The organism is Planococcus sp. MB-3u-03 (assembly GCF_002833405.1).
Classification (GTDB): Bacteria; Bacillota; Bacilli; order Bacillales_A; family Planococcaceae; genus Planococcus.
Genome location: NZ_CP025135.1, coordinates 2,685,329 through 2,701,668, shown reverse-complemented (window position 1 = coordinate 2,701,668; position 16,340 = coordinate 2,685,329). Strand labels below are relative to the sequence as shown.

Sequence of the window (16,340 nt, the reverse complement as noted above, 5' to 3'; positions counted from 1 at the left end):
ACGCTACCCCCGGGAAGCGATTTCCCCATGAGTCGGCAACTTGTAAAAAAGCAAACTCCTGTAGACACGCCGCAGTCAGTGAAATGTATAAGCTGCCGAGCGCACAGGGGGAGCCGACGCAGTAGGAGAAAAGCTGCACCCAATAATCGTATGAACCGGCTTGCTCAACTTTCGCTACGCTCAAGCATCGCAGATGAATTGGCTCAATTTACTTTCGCCAATTCATTGTAGCCAAAGGCCAACCCAAAGCGAGGCAGCGAATATCCGTATGATGCGAACTCCAATAATTTAAAATTCCTATACTAAATTTTCAATCCTAACAGAACAAAAATCCCCACACCGCGGATTGCCCGCAGTCTGGGGAGGGAGGTTATTTTAGCCACTTCTCGAGTTCCTGGGCGCTCATCGGATGGCTGATGATATAGCCTTGGATGCTATTGCAATCCATTGCCCGAAGCAGTTCAAGCTGTTCGTTCGTTTCGACCCCTTCAGCGGTCACTTGAAAATCAAGCGATTTGCCGAACTGGATCATCCCTTTAATCATTTTCTGCATTTTTTCCTGTTTCGTGATCGACTGGATGATGGTCCGGTCGATCTTCAATGAGGAAATAGGCAATAACAGCATATAACGGAAAGACGCATAGCCTGTCCCGAAATCATCGAGTGCAAATTGTACGCCTTGCTGGTTCAGGCGGTTCATTTGCTGCATGATCGGGCGTTCCGCTTCCGCTTCAAGCGCGAATTTCTCTGTAATCTCGATCATCAAGGAATGGGGATCGCAATTATTCGCTTTCATTTGCTCGATCAGCATGCTCGCCATATCCTTATCGCGGAATTCGCGGATGGAGGAGTTGATGCTGATGCGCAAATCGATCCCTTTCGCTTTCCAATCTTTTAGCTGTGCACAAGCGGTCTCCAATACGAAACTGCCGATTTCATGGATCATGCCATTTTCTTCCGCAATCGGAATGAGTTCATCGGGCGTCACGACGCCGATTTCATCGTCATTCCAGCGGACGAGCGCTTCCACGCTTTCGACATTGCCAGTCGAGAGATTAACTTGTGGCTGATACAGCAATTGCAGGTTTTTCCGGTCCAGTGCATGGACAAGGCGTTTTTCAATGAGTGCTTTTCGGTTCAGGCGTTCGTGGTCGTCTGCTGTCAAAGTGGAAATGGCGCTGCCGCCGCGGTCTTTGACTTTCTTGATTGTCGCATAGGAAGCTTTGATCAAGTGGACGAAGCTCTGCTGGTCTTCCGGGTATTTCGTGATGGCGCCGCTGACGGTCAAAGGAACTGCTGTGCCGCCGATATAGATCGGGTGCTGCTGCAAATAAGGCAGGAAGCCCTCGATGAACCAGTTCGGCAAAGGCGTGATCAACGCGAATTCATGAAGCCCGGCGCGTGTAATCAATGAATCCGAGAAATACATGCGCAAGCGTTTCGTGAATTCGATAAGCAATTCATTTTCAGTATCGGTATCCGATACATCACGCAAGGTGTAGAATCGGTCGATGTCGAGGAACAGAAAAGAGAAATGACGCCCTTCCTTTATATGTTCCGCGACAGCTTGTTCAAGGCGGTGGCGGTTTTCAAGCCCTGTAATCGGGTCGATAAATGCGATTTCCTCAAGGTGCTTTTGGGCGTGCTTCGTTTCGGTGATGTCTTTTTCAAGGAAAATATAATACGCATCTTCCTCAGACAATTGCATCGGAATCGCCGTCAGGTCGACCCAATACGTTTCACCGTCTTTTGTCGCTTTTTTCGCTTCGCCGTTCCATACTTGCCCCTCTTTCAGGCTTTCCAGAATCGAATCGACGAACTCGATGTCTTCTTCGCTGTCATGGAACATTTGCCATACGGGTTTGCCGAGCACGCGTTTCGGGGTCCATTTGCTGAGTTTCAGGAAATGGGGATTCGCGTAAGTGACAAGAAACTCTTGATCGAAATAAGTCATCATGAACGAGTCATCCAGCCCGTGGCGAAGATGGCTCAATTCTCTTGCCGCCGAGTCGGCGCTTACGCTATCATCGATCTCATAGATCGTCAGGAGAAAACGTTCGCCATGCGATGTGAACGCTTTCGTGACAACTGTGGAATAGCTCTGCCCGCCGCTGCCAAGACCGATTTCCATATTTTCGAATCGGACAGGGTCTGTGCTTTCCAACAGCATTTCCCAAGGCTGTTTATGGAAAGCGGCTTGTTCTGGATTCATATAGGAAAAGGGTTGGCCTTTAGCGGTTTCTGTATTTAGTTGAAAGATGCGTTCGGCGTGCCCGTTGAACCAAGTGATGAGTCCTTCTTGATCGAAAATGATGATAGGGAAGGGAATATGGTTATATGCTAGGGTTTGTGCCAAAAAATCCTGCTTTTCACTCATTAACTGACGCTCCTTAACCGTTTTGTACTTTCATTATAAAGAAGAAAAGGTCTTTCGTCACCACTTTACAAAAATATAATACGGGAATTTTAGCACAGAAAAGCTACTATCCTTTTTTAGCCTCTCATGAGAGAATAGGCATGATTCGATTGAAAATTTAGGGAATCGACTAATTTGTCCCGATTTTAAAGGCTTGAACGGATAAAAAGAGCTGAATTAGCCAATTCGTCACGGGTTGGTTTTTTCATATGGAAGGAGTGGGGGCGAATGGAACGTCTAAAAGGAGTAACCATGATACTGATAGGGGCGATGCTTTGGGGAGCCACAGGGCCGCTCATGGAATGGACACTCGATGTTTACCCGATCACTGTGCCATTTCTTCTGACCATCCGGCTCATCGTCGCTGGCATCGTATTGCTGTTGTTTTTAAAAATGAAGAAGGTACAGGTGACGTCGATTTTCCGGCAAAAGATATGGACACGCCCCTTATTGATCTTTTCAGTAGCCGGTATGCTTGGAGTCCAATACAGTTTCGTCGCAGCGATCGATACGAGCAATGCCGTCTTTGCCACATTGATGCAATTTCTCGCACCGGTCTATGTCATCGTCTTCGTTTCCATGCGCCTGCGCAAATGGCCACCGGTCTACCAGGTGCTTGGCATGCTCGGCACGCTCGCCGGCTTGTTTCTATTATTGACGGATGGCCGCTTGGATTCCTTGGTCATCAGCGGAGAAGCACTGTTTTGGGGAGTTCTTGTCGGTTTGGCATTTACGTTCTACACGCTTTACCCTGCCAGGCTGATGCAGGAATGGGGCGTCTTGCTCGTCGTCGGCTGGTCCATGCTGTTCGGCGGGATCTTTCTCGGGATCATCAATCCGATTTTCCTGTCGGATGAATGGGGGCTGTTGGCAGATCCGACGCTCATTTTGGCGATCATCGCGATTATTGTGGTCGGCACGATGGCGTTTGTGCTGTTTTTGAGCAGCATGCGATTCATCTCGCCTGTGGAGACGAGCATTTTATCCGCGATGGAGCCATTGACGGCGATGGTCATTTCGCTTGTCTGGTTCGGCCATTTTCTATCCCCGCTGCAAATCGGGGGAGCTGTTCTCATGTTGGTCTTCGTCACTTGGCTATCTTTTGCGGGCAGTGAAAAAACCGCCGAAGACCGCTCTTGAGTGGGGGCATGCAGCAAAATGCTGCGTGCCTTTTTTGGTGCTCACGCTCAAAAAACATTCGGTTTTAGGCATGACAAAAAAAGGGATATCTCTACCTGATATCTGAAAATTATGGCATACTAGTTTTAAATAAAGTTCGAGTTTCGAAATGTTCAGGAGGCACCCTTATGAAAACTGTTTTTTCTTATACTAAACCATATTCATTTTTGATCGGCGTCGCCTTGTTCCTGATGCTCCTGGAGTTGGTCGTAGAGCTTTTGCAGCCATTGGTCATTGCGAGCATCATCGATGACGGCATCGTGGCAGGTGACCAGGATACGATCATTCGCTTGGGGCTTGTGCTAATAGGCTTGTCATTAATCGCTTTTTTATCGGGTGTCGCCAATTCATATTTCGCTTCCCATGTATCCCATAGCTTCTCTTTTGATGTCAGGCGAAAAGTTTATGAGCGCGTCCAGTCTTTCTCGCTGGCAATGTTCAATAAATTTCCAGCATCAGGCCTCATCACACGGCTGACGAGTGATATCCAGCTGATCCAGCAAGTGCTGTATATGAGCTTGCGCATCATGCTGCGCGCACCGTTGCTTGTCATCGGGAGCATGGTCATGGCGTTTGTCGTCAATGCACAATTGGCGATTTACTTGATCATCGTCTTTCCGGTCTTATTGGCATTTTTATATGTCATGGTACGAAAAGGCGTCGTCTATTTCAGCTTCGTTCAGCAACGGTTAGATAAGGTCAACCGCATGGTGCAGGAAAACCTGCAAGCGGTCCGGCTGATCAAAGCATATTTGCGCGGCAAGTATGAAGCGAACCGCTTTTCGGAAGTGGCGGGTGCACTCAAGACCGATACGGTCAAAGCGTTCCGCATCATGGAAATTATCTTGCCGATTCTGCTGTTCGGCATGAACGTGTCGCTACTCGCGGTTGTCTGGTTCGGGGCTTTTGAGATCCAGAGCGGAGACGCGCAAATCGGTGAATTGGTCGCCATCGTCAATTACGCGATGCGCATGACCGGCGCCTTTTCGATGTTCTCGTTCATCATTATGGCGTTTGCGCGTGCCATGGCATCTACTGGCCGCATCGAAGAAATCCTGTTGGCGGATGATGGCGGCGAAGAATCGAATGGTGCAACTGTGCCGGTTAGAGAAGGGACCGTCCGTTTTGACGATGTTTCCTTTACCTATCCAGGCACTTCGCGAAGAGTGCTTGAAAACATTAGCTTTGAACTGGCGCCACGCGAGAAACTGGCCATCATGGGCGCCACGGGATCCGGGAAAACCTCGTTATTGCAGTTGATTCCGAGATTCTATGAAGCGACCGAAGGAAGCGTATCAGTACACGGCCGTGACGTCCGCGAGTGGGACCTTCAGGAATTGCGCAAGACGATCGGGCTTGTGCCTCAGCAATCGATGCTCTTTACCGGCAGCATTTCCAATAACCTGTCTTGGGGCAAAGAGCACGCGGAGCTTCCGGAACTTACAGAGGCCGCAGAAAAAGCCCAAATTGACGAGACGGTCCAGCGCTTCCCGAAAGGCTATGAAACGCGCGTCGGCCAAAAGGGCGTCAATTTATCCGGCGGCCAGAAGCAGCGCTTGTCGATCGCACGGGCATTGGTCCGCAAACCGTCGATCTTGATTCTCGATGACAGTACCAGCGCGCTTGATGTGAAGACCGAATCTGCGCTGTGGGCGGAGCTCGACAAAGAACAAGCGACGACGCTGCTGGTGACGCAGAAAGTGCGGACGGCGATGCGCGCTGACCGTATCCTGCTGTTGGAGGACGGCGTCGCTTCAGCTTACGGTACTCACGAAGAATTGCTGGATAGCTCTTCTTTGTATCGTGAAATTGCGCTGTCCCAGCAAGCGGAGGAGGTGGATGAATATGTTTAATGCGATCCGCCGGCCTTTTGGTTATGAGCCGGTATTGACGAAGGAAGATTTAAAGAAATCACCGGATAAAAAGAATGAACGCGCGAAAAACTGGAAATCCACCTTGCTGCGGATCTGGAAGCTGGTGGACGAACAGCGCACGCTATTGATCATCGTTCTGTCGCTTGTGTTCATCAGTTCCGCGATGGCACTGCTTGGACCGCTTTTGATCGGTTATATCATCGATACCTATATCGTGCCGGGTGCATTTGAAGGCATGGGCTTGATCATCGGCTGGCTTATCATGGTCTATGTGCTCCATTCGGTTTCTCTCTATTTGCAGAACTACTGGATGGTCGGCATCGCCCAGCAAGTCATCTATCAAATGCGCGCGGGGCTCTTTGGGCATCTGCAGCGCTTGCCGGTGTCGTTTTTCGATAAGCGACAGCACGGCGAATTGATGAGCCGTATGACCAATGATATCGAAAACGTTTCGTCGACGCTCAACACGTCGTTCATTCAAGTGTTCTCGAGCATTTTGACGCTGGTCGGGACGGCGGTGGTGATGGTGTTTCTCAGCCCGGTCCTCACCGTATTGACGTTCATCATCATCCCAATCATGTATTGGGCCGTTCGCTGGATCACCAAGCGTACGGGCCCTTTGTATAAAGAACAGCAAAAAGCGGTCGGGGATTTGAATGGCATGATTGAAGAAACCATTTCCGGACAGAAAATCGTCAAAGCCTTTTCCCAGGAAGACCGCGTCATGGATGAGTTTTTGGTCAAAGTGAACGCCTCCGCCGCACCGGTTTCTGGGCTTGGACCTATGCCGGGTTCATTCCGAAAGTGATGAACTTCCTGAACAACGGCAGTTTTGCGCTCGTTGCAGGTGTCGGCGGATTGCTCGCCTTGAACGGCTCGGTCACCATCGGCGTCATCGTTATCTTCACCGAGTATTCACGTCAGTTTACGCGGCCGTTGAACGATTTGGCGAACCAATTCAACACGGTGCTCTCGGCCATTGCGGGGGCTGAACGTGTATTTGCCATCATGGACGAAGCAGAAGAAGCGGACGATACGAAAAACAACGCTGATAAGCGGCTTGAAGGAAAAGTCGAATTCGATAATGTGTCTTTCAAATACGAAGGCGCGGAAGAAGAATGGACCATCCGTGATTTAAGCTTTACGGTTGAAACCGGGCAGACGGCGGCATTCGTCGGTGCGACAGGTGCCGGCAAAACGACGGTCATGCAGCTATTGGCGAGATTTTACGATGTCGATGAAGGTGAGATCCGCATCGACGGCACGCCGATTGGTGCGATGCCGCGCGAAACTTTGCGCAAGCAGATTGCCTTCGTCTTGCAGGACCCGTTCCTGTTCGAAGCTTCGGTCAGCGACAATATCCGCTACGGCAAGCTCGATGCGAGCGACGAAGAAGTGGTGGAAGCGGCGAAAAAAGCCAATGCCCACGACTTCATCTCCAAGCTGCCGGAAGGCTACGATACGGTGCTGTCTGGTGACGGTTCGATGATCAGCCAAGGGCAGAAGCAACTCTTGTCGATTGCCCGGGCGCTCATTGCCGATCCGGTCATTTTGCTGCTTGATGAGGCGACGAGTTCGATTGATACAGTGACGGAGCTGAAAATCCAGGAAGCGCTCGAACGCCTTATGGAAGGGCGCACGAGTTTCGTCATCGCCCACCGCTTGAACACGGTGAGAAAGGCGGATTTCGTCTATGTCATGGAGCTCGGCAAATTGGTCGAAGCAGGCAGCCAGGACGAATTGCTGGAAAAAGGCGGCTTGTATGCCACCATGCTGGCAGATGCAAAATTATAACGGAACCTAAGCAGAAGGCGGGGGAAGATCCCGGCTTCTGCTTTTTTAATGGAAATGAAGAGACAGTGGAAGTAAGCTTAATTTCAGGAATCAGGTGGCGGCAAGCGCTTTGGGCAGTTATGATAAGAAGAAAAAGGAAGGCGGGATGGAAATGGAATTGTCCCTGTCGATTGCGTCGTTTCCGCTGGATGCGGAGACTGCCGGGGAAATGGAGCAGCTGATTGACGGCGAGCCGGAAGAATGCCGGACCTTGCTGCAAAATGAATTATGGCAAAAGCCGTTTGCGAAAGGATTTGCGGTGCTCGCTTACACCGATAGTGGGGAACTGGTAGCCTGTGCGGCAGCGGCGGATTTGGTCGGCGTGAACCATTACGAATGGTCAGCATTTGTCACACCGGATTACCGCCGCCTTGGGCTGGCAACAGCTTTGGCTGACGGCGTGCGGCATTCCCTCGAACAGCGCGGAGCGGAAAGTGAACTCGCGGCTTTTACTGAAAACGAAGCATCGGATGCTTGGTTGATGGGCCTCGGTTATAACCGGTCTTTTCAGGAATTGCAGTTTGAAGCTGCGCCTCTTCCTGCTTACGAACTCAGTGAGGGAGTGGAGATTATTCCGTATGAAGAAAAGCATTTGGATGAATTGGCTGCTCTTTTGCATGCGGCTTTTGATGAATCGGTTCTCCCGGTCCTTGAGCATAACCTGGCCGATCCGGAACGCCAGATCTATGTGATGCGCCAAAATGGAAAACTTATAGCTACAGCTACAATGAGCATGGAAGATCGGGCCTTGTGGCTGACGGCGCTTGCGGTTTCCCCGGATACACAGCGTTCAGGCTACGGGCAAATCTTTTTGCACTGGGCAAGGCATATAGCGCACGAGAAGAAATTAGAGCGCGTATTGATTGAAGTCGAAATCGAAAACAGGGCCTGGCCGGTCTATGAAAAGGCAGGCTTTTCAAAACTCTATACAATTTCATACTGGCAGCGCCCGCTGCAGTAAAAAACTGCCCGGCGGATGATTCAGCCGGACAGTTATGTTCTAGCGCTTATTGATTTGTTTGTTCGTAGTTTATATCGGAGCCGTCTGCATAGTCTACTTCAATTTCGATTTTCTTGAAGCCAGGGTCGATACCGAAAGCTTCGACGACTTGGCTGATGACTTCATCATCCGGTGTGTCAGGCGTTAAGTTTAACTGGGACAAGCCTTGTTCCAGTTCATTGAAAGCTTCATCGCCTGTCAGGTCAACACCGTCGACTGTGTTCTCATATTCGGCTTCTACCTGGCCGCGCTCTTCTTCGTAGCTAAGGTCTAGGGCGTCATCCTGATCGGGCATATCGACATCAACGGACAAATCAGTGAATCCGTATGTTTCACCATCCGCAGTTGCTTCAGTTCCGCCGCTTGGAGAAGCATCTTCAGTCGATTCTGCTTCCGGCGCTGCCGTTTCTTCAGCGGCCTCGTCTGTGACGGGCTGCGTGACTTCCTCGTCATCGCCGCAAGCTGCCAGGGCAAGTGCGGAAGACATGATAAGGGCAGGGAAAATCAATTTTTTGTTTTTTGTCATAACATAAAACTCCCTTTCAATTTTACTGTTTACTGTTCTATTCCCGAAATTATGGGAAGTAAGCAATGAAAAATGTAAAAAAGTATCGTACGATAGAAACCACTAGCAGAGTCGAGCACAAGCTGAGCTTGAATGGAGTCATTGAAATGGACAAATACAAAAACGGGCAGAACATCGCCGCTGCAAACGAACAAAATATCCGTACGGATTTCAAGGAAAGCATGACTTACGGTGATTATTTGCATCTCGACAAGCTGTTGTCTGCACAGGACGGTGTCAGCGGACACCACGATGAATCGCTTTTCATCATCATCCACCAAGTATCGGAACTGTGGATGAAGCTGATCTTGCATGAATTGTCGGCGGCCATCCGCCATATCGATGCGGATGATCTGCAGCCGGCATTCAAGCAATTGGCACGCGTATCGCGCATCCAATCGCAGATCATCCAAGGCTGGGATGTGCTGTCGACCTTGACGCCTGCCGAATACCTGGAGTTCCGGGATGACCTCGGCAATGCGAGCGGCTTTCAGTCCTACCAGTACCGCATGATCGAATTTGCGCTCGGCTACAAAACGAAGCATGTCTTGAGTATTTACGAAAAAGACCCGGCCTTGCATGAACAATTAACACAAGCGTTCCACGCGCCGGGCTTATACGATGCCGCTATCCAAAAATTGGCGCGCAGCGGATTCAAGATTGATGAAAGCGTGCTATCGCGCGATGTCAATAAGGTATACGAGCCGAATGACAGCGTCCGGGAAGCGTGGAAGGAAATTTACCACAATGTCGACGAGCATTGGGAGCTGTATCAATTGGCAGAGAAATTAGTCGATATTGAAGATTGGCTTCAACAATGGCGTTTCCGCCACATGAAAACGGTTGAACGGATCATTGGCTTCAAGCCAGGGACGGGCGGGTCGTCAGGCGTCAATTATTTGAAAAAAGTATTGGATCAATATTTCTTCCCGGAACTTTGGCAAATCCGGACAGACGTCTAAAAAGGAGGCTGGCTTATGGAAATTTTTGCGCATCGTGGAAGTTCGGGCACGCATCCGGAAAATACGCTGCCTGCTTTTGCGGAAGCTGCTGCATTGCCGGTTCATGGCGTGGAACTGGACGTCCATTTGTCGAAAGACGGTGAACTCGTCGTCATCCATGATGAAAAAGTGAACCGCACCACCAATGGCAAAGGCTATGTGAAAGACATGGCGCTTGCCGAACTGAAGAAACTGGACGCCGGAAGCTGGAAAGCAGGCGAATGGGGTGGAACTGCAATTCCGACATTGTCAGAGGTTTTCGAGCTATTTAAAGACACTCGGCATGTTTTGAATGTGGAGCTTAAAACGGATATTTTTCCTTATCCAGGTGCCGTGGAAAAAGTGGCAAGACTTGCAGCACAACAAGGCATCGAAAATCGGCTTATCATTTCTTCATTCAATCATTCGGACGTAAAATTGGCAGTAGATCGCCATCACGTGCCAGGGGCGATTTTGGCTTCCAATATTTTAGTGGATATGGCCGCTTATGCACAGACAGTCGGAACGAAACGGCTTCATTTGTCGCTGCCATATGCGCTTCGCCACGGTGCCGAATTGGTCGAAAAAGGCTGTGTGGTCTATGTCTATACAGTCAACCGGCTGGACTACGCTGAGCAATTACAGCAGATCGGTGTCTCGGGCATCTTCACGGATTATCCGGAAAAAATGCTAGAGGAATTGAAATGAAACTAGCTGCATTGAGCATCTGGATGGTTGCAGCACTGATTTTGGGATTTGCCGGCGCTGCCGGCTGGCCGCTCGTCGCAGGATTGTTCCTGCTGCCTGTTTTTTATATCGGCAAGCCCTGGTATAGCAGCATTACGGAGAAAATAGCCGAACGCAAATAGAAAACCGCCTTATGGGTGTCGATTTGACATCCATAAGGCGGTTTTTCGTTTGGGATTTACTTACCACTTTGCGTAATGTTCTTCTACAGATCCGAGCAATTGGTGGATTTTCAATTTCTTGCCGTCTGCGTAGCGAACATAGCCATTATAATAGCCGAACAATTGATGAATTTCCGATTTTACAAGACGCGCATCCGATTTTGACACGCGCTCGTAAAAAGGGCTGAACGTCAATTTGACATCATCAGTCAATTTTGTGTGGATCAGCCATGGTTTCTTGAAATCTTCGGCATCATAACGAAAAATGACATCTTCGCTGATTTTGGTCATACGGCCATTGACGAAAAAGGCGTTTTCCGTCATGCCCGTGCCGTCTGTCCATTTGCCGCCGAAATTCAAGCCGATCACTTTCCCGAGTGAGCGTTGGGAGGCCATGCCCCAATTCCAGACGGCAGTGCGCGGCCATACGCCCCGCCCGTAATCCAAAACGGAAAAGCTGTCCATTTCGTCAAAATCATAACGCTTTGGCCCGATTTGGACCGTTCCGTTTGTCGGCAGCGCATGATGTTTTGAGGTGAATTGGAATGTTTGGCGATTCCACGGGATGACCACGTTCAGCGACTCCATTTCAGCCGGATGGGCGATTGTCAGTGAGGCATGTAATTTCTCCCCGTCGAAATCGGGGATGGTTACTGCCAAGCGGGTTTTGCCATCCTCATAGATGGAATGGACGGATATCTCCGAATTGTGGAAAAGCGAGCTGTCCAACACACTGTCGGATAAGCGCAAATTCCTGGAATACGGCACCATGACCGTTTTTTCGAAAAAGCGTTGCGTTTCATAGTTAAGGAAATAGACAAAGCAGACAGCGGCATAATCCAAATGGCAGATGGTGGCGGAAAAAACGATTTCATCACCGAATACACACCAATAATTCCATTTTTTCTTGCGCATGAAATTGCCTTTCAAATTACATTCGACGAGCGGCTTCTTGGCGTAGCCGATGGCGTTAGGATTCAATTGGCCTTTGGCATCACATAATTTAACGTGTTCTGTAAGTTCCCGTTCCACATGTTGCATCGAATCCACCTCACTGTCTTCATATGCCCTTATTGTATCAGAAATTTCCGGATTTTCCCGGAAAAATACTGCAAGATGGGCCCAAAGACTAGCGTTTTCTTATACGTGGGCAGGCGGCCGTCTCCACATGAAGGCTAAGGTGCCTTCTCCGGCATGAACGGCCAGCGATGAACTCAAGTTGCCGATTAGTACTTCCGCTTCAGGCGCGAATTTCAAAAGTTCCGTTTTCAATTCTTCGGCTTGTTCAGGGATATGGCCATGCATGATTTGGAAATACTTGATGCCGTATTGGTCGTGGTCCGCTTTGGCGCGCTCGAGCAAATACGATAGCGCTTTTTTATGGGAGCGTACTTTGTCAATCGGTTCAAGCTCGCCTTTCTCGGTAATTTGAACGATCGGCTTGATCTTCAAGACACTGCCGATATAATACTGGGCGCCGCTCATCCGGCCGCCTTTATACAATTGGCTCAAATTGCCGATCAGGATGAAATTGCGAAAATCTGTCGTTTCTTGTTCAAGGCGCTGGGTGATCTCTTCCGCGGAAAGGCCTTGATCCTGAAGCGCCAACCCGCGCTCGAGAAGCCCGGATAGCCCGTATGACAAGGCGAGTGAATCGACGGTGTACACTTTGAAATCCGTCATTTCAGCACCGGTCATGGAAGAAGCGATCGTGCCGCTCAACTTAGCCGAAGCATGGACAGCGATGGCACATTCGTATTCCTCTTTCAGCTTTTCATAAAGTTCCGCAAACTTTCCTGCAGAAGGCTGGGAGGTTTTCGGGAAGTCTTTCGAGCTTTTCATGCGTGCATAGAGCTCGTCGTTCGAGAGGTCGATGCCATCGTCAATAAATTCTTCCGAGCCGAAATGAATATTCAGCGGGACAATATAGACATCGGGGTGCGATTTGAATTGTTCTGTGACATATCCGGTCGTATCCATGATCCATGCAATTGGTTTTTTCATCGTAAAACCCCTATCTATTGAGTGTTTTGAATAATAAAACTATAACACGGATAATAATATGGTCCTAGCTTTCTTGAATAAAAATCTCCAAAAGCAGGGAGGATAGGCTTCATTTAGAAGGAAAGCGCTTTTCGATCGAAACTTTAATATCGGCCTTGTGGCGAATTACAATAATAATAATGGCCAGAAACAACGGCCAGACAACTGACTGCACCTGAAACGCGAAAGCGACTGCAAAAAAGGCGCTGAAGCCTGCGAGCATCGATAAAGTAGCGCTTTTCAACCATGGATAGAAAGCGAATGACAAGACAATCATCGCCAAAAATAAATCGGGCGTCAGCCAAAATGCGACACCGGCAAAAGTTGAGATCCCTTTGCCGCCGCGCCCTTTGCGCCATAACGGATAGATGTGCCCGATGACTGAAAGCAATCCCGCAATAGCAACGGACAATAAAGAGAATTCGAGCCAAAGCCCTGCCCACACGACGATTGAACCTTTCAGGAAATCGCCGAGAAACACCAACAGGGAGGCTCTGCGCCCGAGTACAGCTAAGGCATTGCGGGCGCCGGGATTTCCGCTGCCTGAAGAAGTCAGGTCTACACCTTTCCATTTCCCTATCCATAGTGCAGTCAAAACAGTGCCAAGCAAATAACTACCTATCCAATACAAAATAACCATCGTATCCCTCCAACCAATAAACATTGCGGCAAGAAAATGAATGGCCTCCCCGGTTCGGGAAGGCCATAGGTTTTCTTAAGCAAGCGTTGATGCTTCAAACAAGTAATCGCTGATGACACGGAGCCCTTTATCAAAGTTCTCCAAATGGAAATGTTCATTTGGGGCATGGAAATTTTCTGACGCAAGGCCGAAGCCCATCAAGACGACAGGGAAACCAAGAATTTCATCGAACGCAGCGACGATCGGAATCGAACCGCCCATGCGCGTGAAGGCGGTCGGCACTTGATAGACCTTTTCATACGAGCGGCCCGCTGCCTGGATCGCTGGATGGTCATATGGCGTGAGGAATGGCTTGCCTTTATCGAATTCGGTGATGTCGACCGTGACGCCTGCCGGCTTGTGCGCTTCAACATGCGCTTTCAACTTAGCAATGATGTCGTCTGGGTCCTGGTCAGGGACGAGGCGGCAAGTGATTTTCGAGCTGGCTTCAGCCGGCAACACGGTCTTGATGCCTTCGCCGGAAAATCCGCCAGTGATGCCGTTGACTTCGAGTGTTGGGCGGATCCACGTCCGCTCGACGAATGAGTAGCCTTTCTCACCGAAATCTTCTGAGATGCCGATTGCCTGCTTTTCGTTCTCCAAATCGAAATCAAGTGCGGCGAATTCCGCGCGTTCCTCGTCCGAGACGGGACGGACATCGTCGTAGAAGCCTTCGACTTGAATGACGCCTTCTTTGTCGCGGAACGATTCGAGAATTTCCACAATGGCGTGCAATGGGTTTTGGACAGCGCCACCGTAAAGGCCGGAATGCAAATCGCCTTTAGGGCCTTTGACGTCGATCTGTATACCCGCAAGCCCGCGCAGCCCGTAACAGACAGCTGGGCGCCCTGGACCTTGCATGCCGGTGTCGGAAATGACGATGATGTCAGCAGCGAGTTTTTCTTTATTGTCTTCGACGTATTTCGGCAAGCTCGGGCTGCCGATCTCTTCTTCGCCTTCGAGGATGAACTTGATATTGACGGGAAGTTCGCCGTTTAAATGAAGAAGTGCTTCGACCGCTTTTACATGCATAAATACTTGGCCCTTATCGTCGCTTGCGCCGCGTGCATACAATTTATTGTCGCGTACATGCGGATCGAATGGCGGTGTTTCCCACAAATGAAGCGGGTCGACCGGTTGGACATCGTAATGGCCGTATACAAGAATCGTCGGTTTGCCCTCTGCATGGAGCCAGTCGGCGTAGACCACCGGATGGCCGTCGGTTTCATCGATGCTTGCATTTTCAAGCCCGGCTTTCGTCAATGATTTGATAAGCCAGTCGGCGCCTTTTTGCATATCGGCTTTATGTTCGGAAAGGAGCTGACCGATGGAATGCGCAAAAACTTTTCAATTCTTCGAGATGTGCCTGGCGGTGATCTTTGAAGTATTTATCGATTTGAGTGGCGTTCATGAAATCCCTACTTTCCAGTATTTTTAGTATGTGGAAATTATAGCATAGCTAAGTTGTCCTTTTCGACAAGAGGAAAATTGCTGTGGTATTATGGATAATACGGAAACAGATCGAAAAAATTTGATATGTACGTTACTGGAGGAAGTAAATTTGTTTATAGCATTGGCATTATTTCTGATCATGTCGTTTTTCCTGTCGGGAAGCGAAACGGCACTCACGGCAGTTAATAGGATGAAGGTCCATCTTCGCGCGGAGCAAGGGGATGTCAAAGCCCAGAAGCTCGAAAAATTAATCGCGAAGCCGGACCGAATGATTACGACTATTTTGATCGGTAATAATATTTCCAATATCATGCTGCCTACACTTGTCACGACCATTGCCATCACGGAAGGATGGGAGGTCGGATTGGCGACAGCCATCTTGACGGTTGTACTGATCATTTTCGGGGAAGTGCTGCCAAAGACCATTGCAGCGACGTTTGCGGATAAAATCGCTTATATCGTCGCGCCAATCATCTCCTTTTTGGTCCTAATCTTTAAACCCTTGACGTGGCTGCTTGCGCAGTTTACGAATATCTTCATCCGCATCATCTCCAAAGGCAGCGTCAAAGAAGCGACGATGACCAAAGAAGAGCTGCGCACGATGGTCGATATTGCGTCGACAGAAGGAACCTTTGAAGCCGACGAATCGGAACGTATCAAAGGGGTGCTCGACTTTCCACATAAAGACGTGTCGGATGTCATGTCGACACACCGCACGGACACGGTCGGCATTTCCATAGAGATGACCTACGAAGAAGTCCGCGACTTGATTTTGGATTCTTCATATACGCGTTACCCTGTCTATGAAGAAAGCATGGACAATGTCGTTGGGTTGTTCTATTCCAAAAAACTCATCGAATGGTCGATGAACCCGAACTTGACCTTAGCGGAATTGATGGATGACAATCCATTATTCGTCGTGCAATCGGTGAGCGTCGAAAAAGTATTCAAATTGATGATGGCGAAGAAAAAGCATATGGCCGTCATCCTGGACGAATACGGTGGAACGCTCGGGATCGTGACACACGAGGACATTATCGAGGAAATGATCGGGCAGGATATTGAAGACGAGACGGACGCCGAAGACGATGAACTGGTCTTTGAAATCAACGACAGCCAATTGTCATGCCATGGCCGCCTGGAAATTGAAGATGTCAATGAAATGTTCGGAGTCGAAGTGCCGGAAGACCATGACACGATTGCTGGCTTTGTCATGCAGCAGCTTGGCCATGTGCCGGAAGTCGGCGAAGAATTCACTTACGAAAACTTGCACGTAGTCGTCAATGAAATGGACAGAAACCGCATCGAGCGGCTGACGATCACAAAACTCGCTGAACCTGAAGAACGGGAAACGATCAGCGAAAACGCAGCCAAAAGACAATAAGCAAAAGTCGTCCCGAATGTGGGGCGG

12 protein-coding genes and 2 pseudogenes are annotated in these 16,340 nt (G+C 49.4%); 8 read left to right on the top strand and 6 right to left on the bottom strand.

Annotation, left to right across the window (positions count from 1 at the left end; all coding sequences use genetic code 11):
- Nucleotides 1-370 precede the first annotated feature (370 nt).
- Complete coding sequence (locus tag CW734_RS14750) at nucleotides 371-2,377, bottom strand: sensor domain-containing protein (RefSeq protein ID WP_101191413.1); 2,007 nt, start codon at nucleotides 2,375-2,377, stop codon at nucleotides 371-373.
- 267 nt (nucleotides 2,378-2,644) lie between these two features.
- On the opposite strand from CW734_RS14750, the gene CW734_RS14745 reads away from it, so the two are divergent.
- The 4 genes and pseudogenes from CW734_RS14745 (at nucleotide 2,645) to CW734_RS14730 (ending at nucleotide 8,263) form a co-directional block, all read left to right on the top strand.
- Nucleotides 2,645-3,556 (top strand): DMT family transporter, encoded by a 912-nt coding sequence (locus tag CW734_RS14745; RefSeq protein ID WP_101191411.1) that lies wholly within the window; start codon nucleotides 2,645-2,647, stop codon nucleotides 3,554-3,556.
- 167 nt (nucleotides 3,557-3,723) lie between these two features.
- Nucleotides 3,724-5,448, top strand: a complete 1,725-nt coding sequence (locus CW734_RS14740; protein ID WP_101191409.1) for an ABC transporter ATP-binding protein — start codon at nucleotides 3,724-3,726, stop codon at nucleotides 5,446-5,448.
- Nucleotides 5,441-7,263 (top strand): annotated as a pseudogene (locus CW734_RS14735) (ABC transporter ATP-binding protein). The gene CW734_RS14740 and the pseudogene CW734_RS14735 overlap by 8 nt, the downstream one beginning before the upstream one ends.
- 109 nt (nucleotides 7,264-7,372) lie before the next feature.
- The gene (locus tag CW734_RS14730; RefSeq protein ID WP_232787079.1) at nucleotides 7,373-8,263 is read left to right on the top strand and encodes a GNAT family N-acetyltransferase; all 891 of its coding nucleotides are present in this window, start codon (nucleotides 7,373-7,375) and stop codon (nucleotides 8,261-8,263) included.
- A 46-nt stretch (nucleotides 8,264-8,309) separates the two neighbouring features.
- On the opposite strand, the gene CW734_RS14725 is transcribed toward CW734_RS14730, so the two are convergent.
- On the bottom strand, nucleotides 8,310-8,828 hold the full coding sequence (locus CW734_RS14725; RefSeq protein ID WP_101191407.1) for a YusW family protein: 519 nt from the start codon (nucleotides 8,826-8,828) through the stop codon (nucleotides 8,310-8,312).
- Between the two features lie 146 nt (nucleotides 8,829-8,974).
- Between CW734_RS14725 and kynA the strand changes: the two genes are divergently transcribed.
- Genes kynA through CW734_RS18385 form a run of 3 tightly spaced genes read left to right on the top strand, consistent with a single transcriptional unit; the run spans nucleotide 8,975 to nucleotide 10,716 of the window.
- A complete protein-coding gene (gene kynA / locus CW734_RS14720; protein WP_101191405.1) occupies nucleotides 8,975-9,829 on the top strand; it encodes a tryptophan 2,3-dioxygenase in 855 nt (284 codons plus the stop codon).
- A gap of 15 nt (nucleotides 9,830-9,844) precedes the next feature.
- Entirely contained in the window at nucleotides 9,845-10,555 is a 711-nt protein-coding gene (locus CW734_RS14715) for a glycerophosphodiester phosphodiesterase (protein ID WP_101191403.1), read from the top strand.
- Nucleotides 10,552-10,716 (top strand): hypothetical protein, encoded by a 165-nt coding sequence (locus CW734_RS18385; protein WP_157824171.1) that lies wholly within the window; start codon nucleotides 10,552-10,554, stop codon nucleotides 10,714-10,716. Before CW734_RS14715 ends, CW734_RS18385 begins: the two co-directional genes overlap by 4 nt.
- A 60-nt stretch (nucleotides 10,717-10,776) precedes the next feature.
- On the opposite strand, the gene CW734_RS14710 is transcribed toward CW734_RS18385, so the two are convergent.
- The 4 genes and pseudogenes from CW734_RS14710 to CW734_RS14695 form a co-directional block, all read right to left on the bottom strand.
- Nucleotides 10,777-11,796 carry a DUF2804 domain-containing protein gene (locus tag CW734_RS14710; protein ID WP_101191401.1) on the bottom strand — a complete coding sequence of 340 codons (1,020 nt, stop codon included), beginning with the start codon at nucleotides 11,794-11,796 and terminating at the stop codon, nucleotides 10,777-10,779.
- A 99-nt stretch (nucleotides 11,797-11,895) separates the two neighbouring features.
- Nucleotides 11,896-12,759 carry a DegV family protein gene (locus CW734_RS14705; protein ID WP_101191399.1) on the bottom strand — a complete coding sequence of 288 codons (864 nt, stop codon included), beginning with the start codon at nucleotides 12,757-12,759 and terminating at the stop codon, nucleotides 11,896-11,898.
- 109 nt (nucleotides 12,760-12,868) lie between these two features.
- Entirely contained in the window at nucleotides 12,869-13,438 is a 570-nt protein-coding gene (locus CW734_RS14700) for a glycerol-3-phosphate acyltransferase (RefSeq protein ID WP_101191397.1), read from the bottom strand.
- Between the two features lie 75 nt (nucleotides 13,439-13,513).
- Nucleotides 13,514-14,888: pseudogene (locus tag CW734_RS14695) on the bottom strand (dipeptidase).
- A gap of 150 nt (nucleotides 14,889-15,038) precedes the next feature.
- On the opposite strand from CW734_RS14695, the gene CW734_RS14690 reads away from it, so the two are divergent.
- Entirely contained in the window at nucleotides 15,039-16,313 is a 1,275-nt protein-coding gene (locus CW734_RS14690) for a hemolysin family protein (RefSeq protein WP_101191395.1), read from the top strand.
- Nucleotides 16,314-16,340 lie beyond the last annotated feature (27 nt).

Coding starts and splice junctions, on each gene's coding strand:
- CW734_RS14705 (WP_101191399.1), bottom strand. CDS start 12,759: ATGAAAAAACCAATTGCATGGATCATGGATACGACCGGATATGTCACA.
- CW734_RS14700 (WP_101191397.1), bottom strand. CDS start 13,438: ATGGTTATTTTGTATTGGATAGGTAGTTATTTGCTTGGCACTGTTTTG.
- CW734_RS18385 (WP_157824171.1), top strand. CDS start 10,552: ATGAAACTAGCTGCATTGAGCATCTGGATGGTTGCAGCACTGATTTTG.
- kynA (WP_101191405.1), top strand. CDS start 8,975: ATGGACAAATACAAAAACGGGCAGAACATCGCCGCTGCAAACGAACAA.
- CW734_RS14745 (WP_101191411.1), top strand. CDS start 2,645: ATGGAACGTCTAAAAGGAGTAACCATGATACTGATAGGGGCGATGCTT.
- CW734_RS14740 (WP_101191409.1), top strand. CDS start 3,724: ATGAAAACTGTTTTTTCTTATACTAAACCATATTCATTTTTGATCGGC.
- CW734_RS14715 (WP_101191403.1), top strand. CDS start 9,845: ATGGAAATTTTTGCGCATCGTGGAAGTTCGGGCACGCATCCGGAAAAT.
- CW734_RS14725 (WP_101191407.1), bottom strand. CDS start 8,828: ATGACAAAAAACAAAAAATTGATTTTCCCTGCCCTTATCATGTCTTCC.
- CW734_RS14710 (WP_101191401.1), bottom strand. CDS start 11,796: ATGCAACATGTGGAACGGGAACTTACAGAACACGTTAAATTATGTGAT.
- CW734_RS14750 (WP_101191413.1), bottom strand. CDS start 2,377: ATGAGTGAAAAGCAGGATTTTTTGGCACAAACCCTAGCATATAACCAT.